Source organism: Pararhizobium sp. LjRoot255 (assembly GCF_964252905.1).
Taxonomy (GTDB): Bacteria; Pseudomonadota; Alphaproteobacteria; order Rhizobiales; family Rhizobiaceae; genus Pararhizobium.
Genome location: NZ_CAXUPQ020000003.1, coordinates 104055 through 120193, shown reverse-complemented (window position 1 = coordinate 120193; position 16139 = coordinate 104055). Strand labels below are relative to the sequence as shown.

The window sequence follows — 16139 nt, the reverse complement described above, 5'->3', positions numbered from 1 at the left end:
AACGCCGGCACCCATGGCCCGTTACGGGCTCAAGCTGCCCGTTGTTGCGCCGTCGGCTGCAGATCATGAAGATAGGCAACTGCCCTATGCGCATGCGCCGCCGCAGTAAAGATGAACCGTTTTTCGTCTTTCAAAACTCCGAGCCAGGACGAGATATAACTCGCGTGATCCGGTCGCGGCTCCATCACCGGCACGATGCCGAGATCGGCGCACAGGAAAACGGCGCCGAGTTCGGCAATCAGCTCTTCGCGCGCACGCTCAGACTTGTCCTTCGCGTATTGCGCGAGGTCGCGGTCGAGGCGATGCTTGGCTCCAACCCAGTGGATTTCCTCATGCGCAAGGGTCGCGTAATAGGACTCCACATCACGGAAGGTTTCTATCGGTGGCATCTGGATCAGATCAGCACCCGGGGCATAGAAGGCTTTGTCACCACCATGGCGGATCACGGCTCCCGTCGCTGCGAAGAACGCATCGGCTGTCGCGATACGATTCAAGCGCGTCCGGTGGGCTTCCGGCGGAAACGGCCGATATTCGTTGGGCAGATCATCGATCTGTTCGACATTGAACACCGTGTAGGCTTTCAGGAACGAAATATCGCGTTCGACCTCGTTGCCATTTTCTTCCGTTTCCGTCTTCCTGACCCGGTTCGCATAGACGACCGTCGAGCCGGTTTCGCCTTTGCGAACATGGGCGCCGAGTTCGGCTGCCTGGCGGAACGTCATCCATGTCGGCTCCCGAAACCCGCGCGAGACCGTTTCTGACCAGAGCAACAGAACATTGATGCCGGAATAGGGCTCGCCGTTGTGCCGCAACGGCCGGCTGATGCGACCTTCAAGATGGCCCGTGTTCCAGGGCTGCACCCAGGGGCGGACGCCCTCCTCCAGCGAGGCCACAATGCGGTCGGTGATTTTAGCGTAGATATCGACGCGCGTTTCCTGAGCGTTCTTCCTGTTTTCCTGTCTCATCTTCTTCTCCTTGATTCCAAGGCCGCGCCCATCGCGGTCCATCACGGCGGTCGAAAGGCGGAGGCCGGAGACGGCGCACCCGTGGCAATTTTCGCAGAGTCGGAGAAGTGGATCCGGGCCGAAACGAAGTGGAGGACGGCCTGCCGTTGCGCCGGCACCGTACCGGCCGAAGCTAGACCGGGATCCGGGAGGGACCGCGTGGGCACGACATGCAGACAACAATAAAAAGCCGGCGCCCTGCAGCGCCGACCGTTTAATCTGGAAAGAGAAGCGGGGCCGGAGCCCCGCGGACGTTCTATTCGAAGGCTGCCATCTGGACAGTGGAGGCCTTTTGATCGACGGATGCGCCAGCCTGTTCGACCGTGCGCTCGTAAGGTTTCCAGGTTTCCCCGGTGATGTCTTCGTAGGCGGAAACGGCCCCCTCTGCTGCCATTCGCAGCACATGGGCCTGCAGCGCCATATCGGCGGCGAATTCCCGCTTGCGCTGTGCGATGCTGTCGAACCCGACCGGTCCTTCCAGATCCTCGTCGCGATGGTCGTTGGAAAGCTTGGTGGTGAGGTCGCGGGCGACGGTGACCGAGCGGCTGTAGAATTGCCCCGCGCCGTAGGCAGAGCCGACGAAGGAGCCAACCATGCGCTGCATGTGGATCTGCATGGCCTTCTCGGCAAGGCCGTCTTTCAGCGCTTCGGCGCTGACGATGAGTTGCCCGCGATGGAGCTCGCGGATGCCGTCACTGTCGATGAGGGCAAGGCCGAAGCTTTCGGAGATGCGGTGCGCCTGGGCCGTGTCCGGGCAGGCGTGCCTGACCATCTCGAGGGTGGTGGCGCGCTGGGATTTCGTGGGGCGAGCCTTTTGGGTAGAGCGGGAGTTGGTGGCCATGATGGGATCCTTTCGAGCGATATTTCAGCGAAGCCCGCGCGGGTTGCCGGTCGTTTGTCCGGCTCTGTTCCTCGGGTGCGGTCGAAAGGACATGGGCATCAGCGTGCCCGGCCCAAGGTCAGGGCTCTGCTGGCTGAGCGAGGATGGGGTGCGAATGACGCGGCACGCGCAAGCGGTCTGCGACATCAGCGGCCCTGCCTTGCGAAGACGCAGACGTCCTGCCGCAACGCGGCGCGACAGCGGCCTTTGAGCGGGACGCGCCCATGTCAGACCGCAGCAAAACCGAGGAGCTAGCCGGACGGATGGTGGGCTTCAGGCTTCAGGAGGAATTCAGACGCACACACGGAAGGTTTCCATCATGCCGCGGCATCCCGTTTTCCGATTGCGGGCTCGCGTCTCAGATCGTGCCAGCCTCCAACTTCGACAGGCATGCCTACGATAGGTGAACAGCGGCGGGAGTTGCGTTGCACTGGTCGCTATGCGCCAGACACGAGTAAAGGAATGGGCACTGTCGAATTTGCCTCATCGAGGATGTCGAACGTGTATCGTCCTTGCGGATCGACATCGACCGAATAGCTCAACCGATCACGAACACGGTTGTCTTCTTCGAACGTGAGCACCTTAGGCTTCAACGACGTAATCTGGGTTTCGTCGAGATAGACCGAGTTGCAGATGATGACTTGATCACCGGGCTGACATGTGCGCGCAGCCGCTCCGTTTAGAATGCAGCATCTCGAGCCACGTTCACCCAGGATGACGTAGGTGGAAATCCGTGCGCCGGAATTCTTGTTCCAGATCTCGACGAACTCCATGGGAAGAATGCCAGCTTGTTCGCAATGGTCGGGATCCAACGTTATGGACCCGTGGTAGTTGAGGTTCGCTTCCGTCACGTAGATGCCGTGAAGTTTGCCTGCGACCAGCTTTCTCATCGTTCCTCCACCATTCTTTTCGTGGGAGCTTTAATAGAGCAATGTCTCACCGCCTGGAAGAAGTTTGAGCCAGCCAATCGCTCGACGCGCCTCGGGCCGCATAGTGGGAAGCTTTCGGGGTTGCGGCTGAAGCACGAAGTCACGTCGACCTTCCTCTCCAGTCCTTTGACCACCCGTCCTCAGCCGGCACCTCGCAGGCGGTGGGTTAAGGGTCGCTTGTCAGGCGGGCGAAGCTTTACCTTTGATGCGCGGCGCGCACATGCGGCAGCTCTCCTTTAATTGCTCTGTCCTTCAATTCTTCATTCCAATCCTCAGCGCGCGGCCTCAGCCGCGAGAAGTCGCAGGCGACGACTTCCGCCATCTGCCGGATCCGATCTGCAAAGACCTCGCCTTGAACATTGTTGTCCGTCGCGGCGACAAGCTGCGTCTCTCGTCGAGATGCCAGGGTCTCCAGCGCCCGAGCGGTCAGCGGCGACCAGCCGCCGCCGGTGCTGACATAAACTGTGTCACGTCTCATCTCCTCGATTGCGGCAAGGCTCATCGCGTCGATCGCCGCTTCCGTCACACAGATGCGCAACGCCTCTGTGACCCCGAGCAGGAAAAGCTGCTTGGCGCCGCCGGTCGAAAAACCCCGCCAATCAGGGCCCCGTTCTTCCCATCCGATTACCTGGCCTGAGCCGTCAACGTGCTTGGCCCACATGCTGCCATAAGGGCCCTCGCGGAGGAGATCGGCATCAATTGCTTTGCGTAGAATATGCCAGGGAATTGCCCGATGCTGAATGAGATAGGTCCAGGTAGCAGACGCACGCCTTGGGCGCTTGCGATGATCCCAACGTTCAGTGATCGTCGCGTTGATGTTCTGTAGGCGCGCTGGCCGCTCCCAGGCTGGCATACTGGGCTTAAAGGCGACAAGCCCAGAAACCGTCACCAGAGCTTCAGAAAAACCACCACCGAGGAGATAGCTGGCCAGGGCGAATACATCGCCCTTAGCGTCCGAGCGCGCGTCGAACCAACCTTTATCATCATGAATCACGATTATGATGTCATTGTCGCGCCGGAATTTTAGTGCGCGCCGGCTGCTCTCCTTCAGATCAATGGCAAAACCTTCGTGCTCCAGCACGGCGGCGCATCCGACGCGGCCGCGGAGGGCTTCGATCTCGGCTTTTTCCACTTTAACCATTCTTTTCTCCATTCTGTTTCTGACCGAGCCCCGCGCGGGCGCGAAGATCCAAGCGCGCAAGGGCGCGATTCTCAACTGGTCAAAGTGCGGGTACGGCGCGCGGCGACGCCTCCCTTGCGCGCGCCGGAGCGCAAGCGGCATTCCCTTTCGACGGGAACCCGCTCAATGAGTCATTCCGTACTGGAAAGGATCGTGTTCCTGGATGTTAGCGCCTTCCTCACCGTCATACTCGGCCGGAAGGAATGACGCCGATCTCTCCATTAAACCTTTTGCGTTCTACGGGATGACGGCATGGCCGTCGCTCTGGTCGGCGTTCATAGGAACGTCAGTACAGGGTCGTTGCAGGCGGCCGTGCGAATTGACCAAACGATCGAATATGGCCATGCTCTGATGACGCCGCAGAACTGCAGGTCAGGGTGGCTTTGAAGCGGTCCCACGGAGGCTAATGCATCCACACTACTCGACGCGCCACTGCAAGATTGTGGGGGTTTGTGGAGATACGCCTTGTGCTAGAAAAGCCCCATGAGAGGGTCTTCGAATAAAGCGCGAGATAGGGTGCTCTTCACATCAATTCTCGCAATTGCATTCCTGCAGCTGTTAGTGGCACTCGGCGCCTATATGGACTGACTGCCGAACTGAGAAGCACCACCCTGGCCAGGCGCATAAACGCGCGTCAGCCTCAGGTGATACGAGGGTTCTTGAATGGCTTACGACTGGGAAGGGAAGCGCACTCGGCGCATGAACCTGGTGCAAAGCGTTGCCATTGGCGCGTTCGTCGTGCTCGGTTGCGTGTTCTTGAGTACAGCCACCGGACTTTTGGTCCAATAACTGGCGATCTTCACCGATGCAGCTTTTCGGAAAAAACCAGCGACTGGAAACGTGTAGCGCGGCGCGATCCGCCCGCGATCTCCCGGCTCGCCGCCCCTCTCCGCATTTTTTTGGATCACTGCCAGCATAGTCTCGTAGCGCGACTTTGCTCTCGCAAGCACGGCCACGGCGATGCATTCAATCGATTTCTCAGGCGGCTCGACGAGCACGAGCGTCCTTCCACAGTGCATAACCTGTGGATATCCTGTGGAGAAAATTCCAGATTTTCTGCCGCATCGCCTCGCATGTTCTAGCAGCGTTCTACCAAGATTCTAGCAATGTTCTATTCTGGGGGCAAGGCGGTGGGCTCAGGGGTGGCATAATGCATCATTTTCTAACACTAACCGGACGACATGGCCGTCGCTCGAAACAGAACTTCTAGACAGATCGCCCACTCAGCCGCGCAACCCTTCGACACGTGGTCCGTTCGTCGTGCTTATACTCGCGCGCCATTGAAACCCCTCGCCGCCGCGCGCTCCTTGTCTAGACGAGGCCGCCATAATATTTGGGTCTCTTTATACGACGCCAAACCGCGCCAGCATCTTCTTGAGCTGCAGGTTCTGTGCATGAAGGTGCTCAGCCAGCAGCCTCCTGAGCCGCTTGTTTTCCGCATCGAGGGCGGCCACTTCATCGAAGGAAATCGGATCTCTGGCTGTCTTCGATTGCGCGCTTTGCGCCTCATTCGTATCCATCGCAATGCGCGCGATCTCGTCGGCAGAGGCATGCCAGGCGCGCAGGTGAGGAGTGCCACCTGACGGCCTTGGTGACGGCCTTGGAGGCTGCGACATCGGCTGGCTTTCCTGCGCTTGCGCAGCAACGTCGGCAGCCGGACGATCAGCATCCTGCTGCTTCAGGACTTCAACCTGTGAGCCATCCGCCGCCCGCATCGTTGCTCGTGCAAAGTCGGCATCGCCTCCGTGTTCGCTGGCAGGACGCGAACTCAACGGATCAGGCAGCACGTTTCCACCCTCGTCGGGTGCGCCAGGTGCTTCATTTGCGTTGAACAAATGCGACGTCTTATCTTCCACTTCCCGGGCCAGAGCCTTGAAGTCTGTGTCGCCCCAGATCGAGTTGGTCGGCGCCCTCGGCTGTCGCCGCCCCGACTTGAATTCAACAACGAATTTCCGTTGTGGCGTTTTCATATACTCTCAATCCCAAGCAACCCGTCAAAATCTAACGCCGATCGGCGCTACTGCATTCCTGCTGGCAGACCAATACAGCTCCTCCCCGCCCGGCTCAACTGATCGGCACGCGAAAAGGCGGCGACTCGTCCTTGCGCTGAACCTCGTAGCGGGCGTGCTCTTCACGAACCATCCACGACATTCGCGCCTTCGATTGCCCGCCTCGATGGAGAAATTGGGGGCGAGCCGATATTTCTGGCGCCACACAAGGCCAGGCGGCCAATGGAGAAACTGACCGCCAGCGAGGTGCAATCTTAGATTATTCCAGCCCGAGCCTCTTGCGCAGTTCGGTATTTTCCGCCCGCAACTTCTCCGCCAGTCTCTTGCGAAGTCTCTGGTTCTCCGCTTCGAGTTGCACCAGATCTGCCAACTCATCGCCGGCCGAAAGAAGCTTCTCCTCGCGTTGATCAACGGGCTTCACTGACCGTTTCCACTGATAGTAGGTTTGTTCCGATATGCCGGCGCCCTTGATGGCATCCTTGAGCGTGCCTTTGGCTTCGGTGACCTGTGTCTCTATCCCCTTGAGCTTCTCGAGCCGTTCCTGTTCGCTATACCTTCTGGGCTTAGCGTTCGGCAACTTTGCAGCAGTGGACTTTGATACAGCTCGAACCGGTTCGGCAGTCGTCTTCTGACGCCGTGGCGACCTCTGCGTCTTGGCCGCTGATGTTTTCAGCTCGGTAGGCGTCCCTACAGAGCCAACAATCGGTCCCGTGTTATTCTCGTCAGCCATCAGTAATTCCCTCTCTAGCCATCGCCTGTTTTCGACTGAGTGGACTACATAGTCAACACAACCACCAGCCTCCTCCTTTACCGGCAGTTAATCTGCCGGAATTTGCTGTGAAGGCTTTATCAAATTTCAAGCATCGCAACACCGGCCGACTTCTTTTTGCTGGTAATCCCTGCGTGGAGACCTGCATCCTAACCCTCACCTCGCCTACCGCCGGCAAGCATGCCTTACCTCCGCCACATCGTCCCACGACCAATATCGGCACGTTCCGGACAACGCGCGGAATTGGCGTTGACCGGAGATATGACGCGAGATCGCAGTCCGCGAAAACAATATGAAAGGAGCGCACATCGGAGAACCGAGCATAGCGGTGGCAAAGCCACAGTTCGGGAATTCGTGCATGCAATTTCGGTTCCCCGGGTATCCGCAGGAGGTATGGCATTAGCGCCGCCGGCACGGCGGAAGCCGGGACCGACTGCCCCGAAATTGCATTTCGTTCGAGCCTTTCTGCCGCAGTGAGTCGAGGCGAGTGCCGACATACACAATCCCAAGGGAACCGCTGAAAACAACTGTGATCGCCCCAGGCTGGGCGAACGTCAGAATGGTAGGAGCTTGCATGCCGGGTTCGCGACACCATCGTCGCCCCGCGTCTGAAGTGATTTTGAATGATCGCCGGGCCGGACGCTCATCACCGCTGGCAACCGTGGCCGGAAAAGTTCTACTGCAGGCTGCCATCGCTGCCGGACGAGCGCCGGGCACGGCATCGGTCAACGTCTGAGTTGCGCGATGTGTTGCGCCATAGCAGGTTAACCAGCAACGCGATTGATGAAGTCCGAGAAGGCTGCAAGCTGACCACGAATGAAATCACGCGTCGGTTCATCAGTGAGTTTGCCGGTATCCGAGATCTTTGTTTGCGCGGCGCCGATCATGACTTCCGGTTTGTTCATTGGAAGGGCATCGAGGAATACCAGGATCTGGCGCAAGTGATACTGCGCCCGAACCCCGCCAAGGATTCCAGCTGATGCCGTCTGGATGACGATCGGTTTGCCAACAAAGGGGGCCGGTGCGGTGCGAGAAAGCCAATCCAGAGCATTCTTTAGAAAGCCGGGAATGGAGTAGTTGTACTCCGGGGTGACAAACGCAATTCCGTCGGCCCCACGGATCTGGTTGGCAAGCTCAAGCACGATCGGTGGAAAGCCGTCGGCCTGAATGTCAGCATTGTAGTGCGGGATCTGGTCCAGACCTTGAGCCAGACTGAATGTCATCCCTTCAGGGGCCAGGTCAGGAAGTGCACGGGCGATGGCGGCATTGACGGACTGCTTCCGTAGGCTGCCGGAAAGAATGACGACATGCTTCGCTTTGGACATTTGCGCTCCGTTTGAAAAACTGTGACATCGATGGCCTCAGAGAAATCGCCTGATGAAGCGGCGAGTGCAATGAGATGAGCAATCGCCACCGATGGCCTGCATCAGGGAATGGGCGGCCCCTCAGCCCGAACGCCGGGACTGAGCGGCGTCGCTACCAATCAGCCCGAGCTTCGTCTCGAGCTGATCGATCAGTGCCGCGATACCAGACTCCGTTTCGGCCGTGCCGAAGACGACGCGGTCGGGGCGGACGATGACAGCGCGGGCGCCGTGAAGGTTGAGCCAGCCGGAGAGAACATCCTCTTCCTCGTTTACGGAGCTGTCGGTACTGGTTCCCACCGCGAAAACTTCGAGGCCGGCTTGCGCTGCCCGATCACAAATGTTTGCGCCAAGAGGGAGACCACTGGTCAAGAGCACAAGGTTTGATCCAATGACATCATCAAGACGTTTGCGGCCCATGGCTGTGATAATCCAAGGTTGCGGGCACATCTCACCGGCGCCCGGCACGAGTTGCCCGTCGTGACCGACTGCGAGCAACCCCTGCTGTATGGGTGGAAACAATGACTGCCGTACCTGCGTACCTTTCCCCGTTGCCATAAGCGCCATCATGTCTGTGTTTCGAGTAGCAGCCTTTTCCGGATCGGTTTCGCAGATGATGTGTCCAAGGGCCTTTGTGATCGAAATAACCTTATGCACGAACGGTCGTCGTTCCTGCTGGTAGGTTTCCAGAACTAGGTCGGAGTCTCCATGCACAGCGTGAGCGAGCTTCCAGCCGAGATTGGCGGCATCCTTGATTCCCTGAACCATGCCTTGAGCGAGAAATGGTGGCGTCATGTGACAGGCATCTCCGGCCAGGAAGACATTTCCGACCCTCCAGCTTTCCGCTACAAGCGCATGAAACCGATAGGTAGCAGAGCGCCACATTTCCGCCTCACCGGGCTTCAACCAAGGGGCCAGTTGCGCCCAGATCCACTCGGGACGATTGATGTCCTCAGGATTTTCGCCAGGGAGCATCATGAACTCCCAGCGCCGAAGCCGGTCCGGGCCGACGACATAGGTATGAGGTCTTGCCGGATCGCAGAACTGAATGTTCGTCTCAGGCAGATCTCGGGTGTGGTCGCCAAGAATCATGTCGACCACCAGCCATGGTTGGTCGAAGATCAGGTCTTCGAATGCGATGCCGAGACTGCGGCGGATGAAGCTGCCGCCGCCGTCGCACCCGACAACATATCGCGCGCCGAGAGCCGTCGTTTCGCCCGTGACGCAGTCTCGCAGCATGAGTTTCGGCGTTTCCGGCGTTTTGAGGGAGACGACCTCGGTGCCCATACGCAGTTGAACAGTTTCGAGGCTTGCGGCCTTCCTGCGCAATTGCCCTTCCAGCGCGGGCTGTACAAAGGTCATGTAAGCCGGCCAACCCTGACTGTGTGGTAGTGGTGGCGATGTGAACCTGCGCAAGATCGTGCCGTCCGCGGCGTGATATTCCGAATCCTTGTAGGCGCTTACCGACGCGGCAAGGTCATCCGCGATTCCAATGTTCTGGAATACGCGCATGACTTCATGGTCCATACCCAGGGCACGCGGAAGCGCATAGATTTCCTTTGAGGCATCAATTCCGACGACGCGCACGCCTCGCTGGCCGAGGATATTGCAAAGCGTAATGCCGACCGGTCCAAGGCCAACCACGGCGACGTCGACGAAGTCATTACGCGATTGTGCGTGTTCATCATTCATGGTCTGGTACCTTCAATGTCCAAGATAAGCCTGACGAACGGCAACGTCTGTCAGCAGTTTGGCGGCGCTGTCCTCGCCGACTATCCGGCCGGCTTCGAGGAGGTAGCCGCGGGTTGCCAGCGCAAGGCTTGCACGGACGTTCTGCTCGACAACGAGAATGGATATGCCGGTATCAAGGATCCGCCTGAGCGATTGGAAGAGCTCACCGACGACAATCGGGGCTAGACCGAGGCTAGGCTCGTCGAGGAGTAGGAGGTCCGGCTTCGACATCAAGGCGCGGGCGATTGCCACCATTTGTTGTTCGCCACCGGACATCGTGCCAACACGCTGACGAAGCCGCACCGAGAGTCTCGGGAACAGCTTCAGTACCTCTTCCCGTTTTCTTTCACGCCCCTCGCGCGCGCGGGTTGGGTTGGCTCCCAGCCGGAGGTTTTCATCGACAGTCATCTCCGTGAACACGCCGCGCCCTTCCGGGACGTGGCCAATTCCGCGGTCGACAACTCTATGGGGTGATAAACCGGTGATGTCGCGGTTGAGGAACCGCACACTGCCGCCGCCGGCAAGTGGCACCATGGCGGTCATAGCCCTTAGAAGTGACGATTTGCCGGCGCCGTTCGCACCGAGGATGACGACGCATTCGCCCTGCCCGACTTTCACCGACACGCTGTCCAGGGCGAGATGCTTTCCATAGCGAACGGAAATGTTGCTGGCCTCAAGCATACTCGCTGTCTCCCAGGTAAGCGGCGACGACCGTGGGATCTGCGAGGACCTCGCGGGTCGGACCATCTGCGATTGTTATACCAGAGCTCATGACGATAGCGCGGGCGCAAAGTTCGCGCACGGCCTCCATGATGTGTTCGACGAGCAGTATCGTGATCCCGGTATCACGAAGCCCTCTAATCAGCTCAATCCCAACGCGAAGTTCGGCGGGATTCAGTCCAGCAAGCCATTCGTCGAGCAAAAGAATATCCGGGCAAGGCGCGATAGCACGCGCGAGTTCTAGTCTTTTCTGATCGATATAGTTGAGGGTCTGGACCGGCAGATCCCCCTGCCCAGCCAATCCCGCGGTGGTAAGCACAAGGTCCGCCCGTTCGCGAGCGGCGCGACCCCAGAGTGGCTTGCGTCCAAAAGCGATGGACAAGATTACATTGTCGCGCACGGATAGTGACGGCGCCAGCCGCACAAGTTGAAACGTGCGCGACACGCCTTTGCGAGCGATGCGATGTGCTGGCGTCCCATGGATCCCCTCGCCCGCAAGCAGTATCTCGCCGGCAGTTGGCGACAGCGCCCCGGATATAAGATTCATTACAGTCGTCTTGCCCGACCCGTTCGGACCGAGCAGGCCGACGACCTCACCCTTTTCCAGGGTGAAGCTGACGCCGTTTACCGCTACCAGCCCGCCGAACTGCTTCCTGAGGTTCCTGACTTCAAGCAAGGCGTTCATGGACAACCTCACTTTCTGAACGACGGCACCTGAGCTTTTGCCATCCGTCTTCAATCCTAGCTAACACACCATCCGGGAAGACGAAGACGATCGCAATGAAGACCAGCCCCAGGATCATCGAGTAGTGATCCGGAAAATGTCCAGAAAGCCATTCGAACAGGAGAAACAGCGGGATTACGCCAAACAGTGGTCCCCATAAACGTGACGCGCCTCCCAATAATGCCATGATCACCGTCATGAAGGAGATCGTTGGGTTGAATGCAATGCTTGGCTCGACATACACCCAGCGTGGGGCCTGCACCGCGCCTACCAGCGTGATCAGCACGGAGCTGAGAGAAAACAGGGCGAGTTTGACCCACGTCACGTCAACGCCTGCGTGGCCAGCAACAGTCTCGTCATCACCGATTGCGCGAACCGCCAGGCCGAGGCGGCCGCGGTCGATCCACCACCGCAGCCCGATGGCAACGATCGAAATGCCAAGCAGCATCCAGTAGATGTGCCGCGTATCGACCGGAGCGAAAATGTAGCGTCCGAGAGCGCCGGTGATATTGACTTCGTACCAGGTGAGGAGTTGTCGGACCATCTCGGCGAGGCCGAAGCTGAAAATTACGAAATATATGCCGGCAAGGCGCAATGTCGCGAGACCGACAACGAGCGAGACCGCAAGGCCGACAAGACCGGCGCAGGGTAGGATCAGCCAGTAGGAGACATATTCGTTGAGAAAGGCGACGCTATAGGCGCCGATCCCGAAGAAGGCGACCGTTGCCAATGAGACGTAGCGAGTCGGACCGGAAAACAAGGCCCAGCTGCAAGCCAGCGCAACGTAGCCCATAAAGCCGACCGCTAAGCCTTGGCCATAGTCCCCTAGCCAGAGGGGAAATGCAGCGAGCAAACCCGCTCCGCCGGCAACCGACGTGTAAATTGCAGCAGTTTTCATCGTAGCCTCACCGGAAAAGACCCTGAGGACGCCACAGCAGCACCGCAAGGAAGATGGCATAGGTGACCGCGAGCGTGAGGCCGGGATCGACGGCCGAGGCAACACCTGCCTCGACAAGGCCAAGCATTAGCCCTGCGGCAAGAGCGCCGGCAAGATTGCCCACTCCGCCCATGATGATGATCACCAGCGCCTTCATGGTCAGGAAGACGCCGTCCGTGGGTGTGAACGGTTGTGACATGGAAAGTATGGCACCGCCGAGTGCCGCCAGTGCGCCACCCGTGGCGAATGCCGATCGCGCCAGAACAACGCTGTTGATGCCCACGAGTGGCGCATACGCTGGACGGGTGGCAACCGCCCGCATGGCCATACCCCAACGCGTCTTCTGCATGACAACATAAAGCGCAGCTCCGATAGCGATCGCGAGCACTGCTCCGACCAGCCGGCTTGCCGCGATCTTTGTCCCAAGAATATCAACGGGCGCCTCAAACCAGCTATATCCGGTGAAACCGCTGCCGAAACCCAGCACCAGAAATCCCTGGAACAGAAACATCAGACCGAATGTGACGAGGATCGAATCCACTTCGAGCCTCCCGGAGCCGCGCGAACGCCGCTCCAGTGGTTGCATGACAACGGCATAGAGAAAGTAGCAGGCTGCATACGCGGCGGGAACGACGATAATCAGCGCTACGAATGGGTTGAGGCCGCCTGCAGTCACGACTAGATAGGTGGCGAAAGCACCAGCAATCACAAGCTCTCCATACGCGAGGTTCATGATCCGAGCAACGCCGTACTGAATGGTCAGCCCCAGCGCGATCAGCGCATAGGTTCCGCCAAGGACGATTCCAATAACCAGAGTGGACAGCAACATCTTCTCAACTCCATTCGCGAGCGATCAGCTCCAGGCGGGCTTCGGTACGATGAGTTGCCGCGCCCCTCGCCTGTCGGAGGGTGCAACACCGACGAAAGTGCCACCCTGCCACTGGCCAAGAAGCCAGAGATGTTTCAGCCGGTTCTCGTCCAGCTTGACCTTCCCGATGATGGTCTCAAACTCGCCGGTACGCAGTTCGTCTGCAACTGCATCGCGATCCAGACCTCGGCGGCCGATTGCCTGCTCCAACATCTGCAAGCTCGTATAAATCAGGGAACTTGCCCAATAGTCAGGTTTGCTACCGAGCACGCTTTTGTGGCGCTCGACATAGGCCCTCATTTCAGGGCGGGATGTGTCGATGCCCCCCAGGCTCATCACTCCCTCGACCTTGCCATCGTTGATGTCGGAGAAGATTGAGAAGCTTGTTCCAACGCCCGTGTAGAAAACCTTCGGGTTGTAGTCAGTCAACCGCGCCTGTTTGGTCATGGCAAACGTGTCCGGCGGATAAGAAAGCGCCACGAAAATGTCGGCGCCCGACGACGCCGCTTCGTTAAGGAGGGTGGCGAAATCCTGCGTTCCAATCGGATAGGACTTGTCCATCACGATCTCGATTCCGACCTCGGCAAACCTGTTGCGGACAACGCCAACAAGCTCGATCCCGAAGCCGTCCGCCACCGAGACCATCGCAACCTTCTTGTTGGTCGCGTCCCCGGCACCGGCAACTGCGGAGACGAGCGCCTGTGCATATTCGTCAGCGGCTCCGAGGAACCAGAAACTGTTCTTCCATTTCCCAACAACATCGATTTCACTTGGGACCAGGGATGTTCCGACGAGCTGGGGGTATCCAAACCTGTCCATCAGAGGGGCGACTGCAAGGTTAAAGCCCGTTCCCCACGGTGGCAGAATGAAATCCACCTTGTCTTGTCGCGCAAGACGCTCGATGCCACGAACCACCTCCTCGGTCTGAGAGCGATCGTCGTAAGCGATTATCTCCAAGGGAAGCCGCTTGCCGTCGGGCATCGCGATACCGCCGGCATCGCTCACGTCTTTCGCCCAAAGTTCGTAGTTGGGAATGGTGGTGGTGGTTGCGCCAGGTGCGTTTACACCGCTCTTGGACGCGATATATCCAATGCGCACGGACTTCCGGTCTTCAGCGAAAACAGGAAGTCCTGCAGTGGCAGCGAGTGCGATCGAGCCGAGACCCGAAACCATAGTCCGCCTGGAAATGTCGATCATGTTGTCCTCCCATTTTTAAACAAGCGATACCGTTCCGACCTCGCGGGTGCGCGAGACCGGTCTGCCAAAAGAGCGCTGGTAAGGACTGCCTAGATATGTGCGCCCATTAGGACGAAGGCCAGCGTTGCCGGTTTGTCGCCGCGATTGCGCCAGCCATGCCTCGTGCCGTTCTGTACCACCGTATCGCCGTGTTTGAGATGGACGACTTCGCCGTCATCCAGCTCCATCCAGACCTCGCCATCGACGACGCATGCGTAATCCACTGTCGGCGTCGTATGCATACCGGGATTGTCCATTTCGAAGGTTTCCGCAATGCCGGGCGCAGCCTCGGCGTGCTCTGGACCGGCTAGGTCGGGTCGGAATTCGGGCGACATCATCACTGCGTCAGGCGGCACCGTGATCACGATAAAGGTTGAGCCTCCTGGCGACGGAAGAAGTGTGCCACTTGTGGTCATCGGATCCATCCCATCATGCGGCAAAGTCGGCACTTTCGCCGTCACCCAAATCGGACTGGAAACAAAACCGTGCGTATGCTTCAGAACCATTTCGCGGGGCGACGGCCCGTCGCTAACCACCACGGATTTCCCGGCTGCGTTCCTGCCGGTGACGACGCGTCTAACTTTCATGAAATCCTCCCACTTCCACAGAGATATCGATACTCCGACGGCGAGCCGTCGGATCGTGCGTCTCAGGGGCAGATCACGTAGTTCGAAAAGCCGCCGTGCCGCTGCGCGATGCCCGAAATCGCAGCGTTGACCTCGCTCAGCGGGTAGCTCTGCGTCTCCAGCAGTGAGAGATCCACCAGACCGGATGCGACCATGTCGGCCATCTCCTGGCCTTCCTGTGTCGTGAACCAGGCGGAGCCGTAGAGGCGCTGGTTATGGTCCATCAGCCAATGAACGTCGATCTGCACGGGACCGGCAATTGCGCCGATATCGACGGCGATGCCGCCACGGCGCAGGCTGCGAAGCCCCTGCAGGAACGTCTCATGCTGCCCACCCGGACCGAGGCAATCGATAAAGGCGTCCACGCCTTCGTCATCCGTATGCTGCAGCGCGAAGTCCGTCACGCTGCCGTCATCGATAGAAAAGACCTCAATGCGCGAGGGCGCGAGAGCCTTGATTTCGGCGAGCAACGCCTTGTCTCGTCCCGTGCCGAGGATCTTGCTGACACCGCGGGCCAGCCCGAAAATGGCCGCGCCAATGCCAAGAGTGCCGCTGATGCCGTTGATAAGGATCGTATCGCCCGGTCCCGAGTTGACCTTCTTGAGAGCCGAATAGGCTGTCCCGAGATAGCCAAGCCGCGCGGCTTGGTCGAACGCCATATTGTCAGGGATTGTGACGATCGCCGATGCCGGCGCGACCATGTATTCGCTCAGGCCGCCGATGGGATAATCGGCAAAGGTCTGTAGGGCATGTTCGCTGAAGCCGAAATAGCCTTGGAATCCATAGTGCTTGCAGGCGATGGAATCACCCCTGCGGCAATGGCGGCAGCTGCCACAGCTTCGACCTGGATTGACGTAGACCCTGTCGCCTACCTTGAGCCCATGGACCTGGCGGCCAACGGCCGCGATCTCCCCGGCCGGATCAAGGCCGAACACCGCCGGCAGCGGCGGCAGGGGGTTCTGTGGGAACCAAGTCGTCCAGTTGGCGAGGATGTTGCCGAGATTGGGAACAATTCCGCATGCCTTGACGCGAACTAAAACGTCCATGTCGCCGGGGTTGGGCGTGGGAAGGGATTCAATCTTGAGCTCTCCGCCCACGGTATGCATGCGTGCAGCGGTCATTGTTGTCGCAATAGTCATGAATTCCTCCTCGAATTCGTCGTGTC

Annotated in this window: 16 protein-coding genes; all 16 read right to left on the bottom strand. The window is 59.0% G+C overall.

All coding sequences use genetic code 11. The features are described 5' to 3' along the window. Window positions 1-29: 29 nt before the first annotated feature. The 16 genes from ACSQ2W_RS26280 to ACSQ2W_RS26205 all read right to left on the bottom strand — a co-directional run bounded on the left by ACSQ2W_RS26280 (window position 30) and on the right by ACSQ2W_RS26205 (window position 16113). Window positions 30-965 carry an ArdC family protein gene (locus ACSQ2W_RS26280; RefSeq protein ID WP_436089104.1) on the bottom strand — a complete coding sequence of 312 codons (936 nt, stop codon included), beginning with the start codon at window positions 963-965 and terminating at the stop codon, window positions 30-32. Window positions 966-1260: 295 nt separating this feature from the next. Then, entirely contained in the window at window positions 1261-1845 is a 585-nt protein-coding gene (locus ACSQ2W_RS26275) for a hypothetical protein (RefSeq protein ID WP_436089103.1), read from the bottom strand. Window positions 1846-2321: 476 nt separating this feature from the next. Beyond that, window positions 2322-2774 carry an aspartate 1-decarboxylase gene (gene panD, locus ACSQ2W_RS26270; RefSeq protein ID WP_436089102.1) on the bottom strand — a complete coding sequence of 151 codons (453 nt, stop codon included), beginning with the start codon at window positions 2772-2774 and terminating at the stop codon, window positions 2322-2324. A gap of 235 nt (window positions 2775-3009) precedes the next feature. Continuing rightward, on the bottom strand, window positions 3010-3945 hold the full coding sequence (locus ACSQ2W_RS26265; RefSeq protein WP_436089140.1) for a DUF3991 and toprim domain-containing protein: 936 nt from the start codon (window positions 3943-3945) through the stop codon (window positions 3010-3012). 716 nt (window positions 3946-4661) lie between these two features. Beyond that, on the bottom strand, window positions 4662-4991 hold the full coding sequence (locus ACSQ2W_RS26260) for a hypothetical protein (RefSeq protein ID WP_436089101.1): 330 nt from the start codon (window positions 4989-4991) through the stop codon (window positions 4662-4664). Window positions 4992-5336: 345 nt separating this feature from the next. Then, the gene (locus ACSQ2W_RS26255) at window positions 5337-5963 is read right to left on the bottom strand and encodes a hypothetical protein (protein WP_436089100.1); all 627 of its coding nucleotides are present in this window, start codon (window positions 5961-5963) and stop codon (window positions 5337-5339) included. A 298-nt stretch (window positions 5964-6261) separates the two neighbouring features. Beyond that, the gene (locus ACSQ2W_RS26250) at window positions 6262-6732 is read right to left on the bottom strand and encodes a transposase (protein ID WP_436089099.1); all 471 of its coding nucleotides are present in this window, start codon (window positions 6730-6732) and stop codon (window positions 6262-6264) included. Window positions 6733-7535: 803 nt separating this feature from the next. Further along, entirely contained in the window at window positions 7536-8096 is a 561-nt protein-coding gene (locus tag ACSQ2W_RS26245; RefSeq protein ID WP_436089098.1) for an NADPH-dependent FMN reductase, read from the bottom strand. Between the two features lie 120 nt (window positions 8097-8216). Continuing rightward, window positions 8217-9824 (bottom strand): bifunctional 3-(3-hydroxy-phenyl)propionate/3-hydroxycinnamic acid hydroxylase, encoded by a 1608-nt coding sequence (gene mhpA / locus ACSQ2W_RS26240; protein ID WP_436089097.1) that lies wholly within the window; start codon window positions 9822-9824, stop codon window positions 8217-8219. 12 nt (window positions 9825-9836) lie between these two features. Next, the gene (locus ACSQ2W_RS26235; RefSeq protein ID WP_436084227.1) at window positions 9837-10544 is read right to left on the bottom strand and encodes an ABC transporter ATP-binding protein; all 708 of its coding nucleotides are present in this window, start codon (window positions 10542-10544) and stop codon (window positions 9837-9839) included. After that, window positions 10537-11268: an ABC transporter ATP-binding protein gene (locus tag ACSQ2W_RS26230; protein WP_436089096.1), complete on the bottom strand. Its 732-nt coding sequence runs from the start codon at window positions 11266-11268 to the stop codon at window positions 10537-10539. The genes ACSQ2W_RS26235 and ACSQ2W_RS26230 overlap by 8 nt, the downstream gene beginning before the upstream one ends. Beyond that, window positions 11252-12205 carry a branched-chain amino acid ABC transporter permease gene (locus ACSQ2W_RS26225; protein WP_436089095.1) on the bottom strand — a complete coding sequence of 318 codons (954 nt, stop codon included), beginning with the start codon at window positions 12203-12205 and terminating at the stop codon, window positions 11252-11254. Before ACSQ2W_RS26225 ends, ACSQ2W_RS26230 begins: the two co-directional genes overlap by 17 nt. Before the next feature lie 7 nt (window positions 12206-12212). Further along, window positions 12213-13073 carry a branched-chain amino acid ABC transporter permease gene (locus tag ACSQ2W_RS26220; RefSeq protein ID WP_436089094.1) on the bottom strand — a complete coding sequence of 287 codons (861 nt, stop codon included), beginning with the start codon at window positions 13071-13073 and terminating at the stop codon, window positions 12213-12215. Between the two features lie 24 nt (window positions 13074-13097). Beyond that, window positions 13098-14309: an amino acid ABC transporter substrate-binding protein gene (locus ACSQ2W_RS26215; protein WP_436089093.1), complete on the bottom strand. Its 1212-nt coding sequence runs from the start codon at window positions 14307-14309 to the stop codon at window positions 13098-13100. An 89-nt stretch (window positions 14310-14398) separates the two neighbouring features. Then, a complete protein-coding gene (locus ACSQ2W_RS26210) occupies window positions 14399-14935 on the bottom strand; it encodes a cupin domain-containing protein (RefSeq protein WP_436084232.1) in 537 nt (178 codons plus the stop codon). 62 nt (window positions 14936-14997) lie between these two features. Beyond that, window positions 14998-16113: an alcohol dehydrogenase catalytic domain-containing protein gene (locus ACSQ2W_RS26205; RefSeq protein ID WP_436089092.1), complete on the bottom strand. Its 1116-nt coding sequence runs from the start codon at window positions 16111-16113 to the stop codon at window positions 14998-15000. Window positions 16114-16139 lie beyond the last annotated feature (26 nt).

Coding starts and splice junctions, on each gene's coding strand:
- ACSQ2W_RS26280 (WP_436089104.1), bottom strand. CDS start 965: ATGAGACAGGAAAACAGGAAGAACGCTCAGGAAACGCGCGTCGATATC.
- ACSQ2W_RS26275 (WP_436089103.1), bottom strand. CDS start 1,845: ATGGCCACCAACTCCCGCTCTACCCAAAAGGCTCGCCCCACGAAATCC.
- panD (WP_436089102.1), bottom strand. CDS start 2,774: ATGAGAAAGCTGGTCGCAGGCAAACTTCACGGCATCTACGTGACGGAA.
- ACSQ2W_RS26255 (WP_436089100.1), bottom strand. CDS start 5,963: ATGAAAACGCCACAACGGAAATTCGTTGTTGAATTCAAGTCGGGGCGG.
- ACSQ2W_RS26250 (WP_436089099.1), bottom strand. CDS start 6,732: ATGGCTGACGAGAATAACACGGGACCGATTGTTGGCTCTGTAGGGACG.
- ACSQ2W_RS26245 (WP_436089098.1), bottom strand. CDS start 8,096: ATGTCCAAAGCGAAGCATGTCGTCATTCTTTCCGGCAGCCTACGGAAG.
- mhpA (WP_436089097.1), bottom strand. CDS start 9,824: ATGAATGATGAACACGCACAATCGCGTAATGACTTCGTCGACGTCGCC.
- ACSQ2W_RS26235 (WP_436084227.1), bottom strand. CDS start 10,544: ATGCTTGAGGCCAGCAACATTTCCGTTCGCTATGGAAAGCATCTCGCC.
- ACSQ2W_RS26230 (WP_436089096.1), bottom strand. CDS start 11,268: ATGAACGCCTTGCTTGAAGTCAGGAACCTCAGGAAGCAGTTCGGCGGG.
- ACSQ2W_RS26225 (WP_436089095.1), bottom strand. CDS start 12,205: ATGAAAACTGCTGCAATTTACACGTCGGTTGCCGGCGGAGCGGGTTTG.
- ACSQ2W_RS26220 (WP_436089094.1), bottom strand. CDS start 13,073: ATGTTGCTGTCCACTCTGGTTATTGGAATCGTCCTTGGCGGAACCTAT.
- ACSQ2W_RS26215 (WP_436089093.1), bottom strand. CDS start 14,309: ATGATCGACATTTCCAGGCGGACTATGGTTTCGGGTCTCGGCTCGATC.
- ACSQ2W_RS26210 (WP_436084232.1), bottom strand. CDS start 14,935: ATGAAAGTTAGACGCGTCGTCACCGGCAGGAACGCAGCCGGGAAATCC.
- ACSQ2W_RS26205 (WP_436089092.1), bottom strand. CDS start 16,113: ATGACTATTGCGACAACAATGACCGCTGCACGCATGCATACCGTGGGC.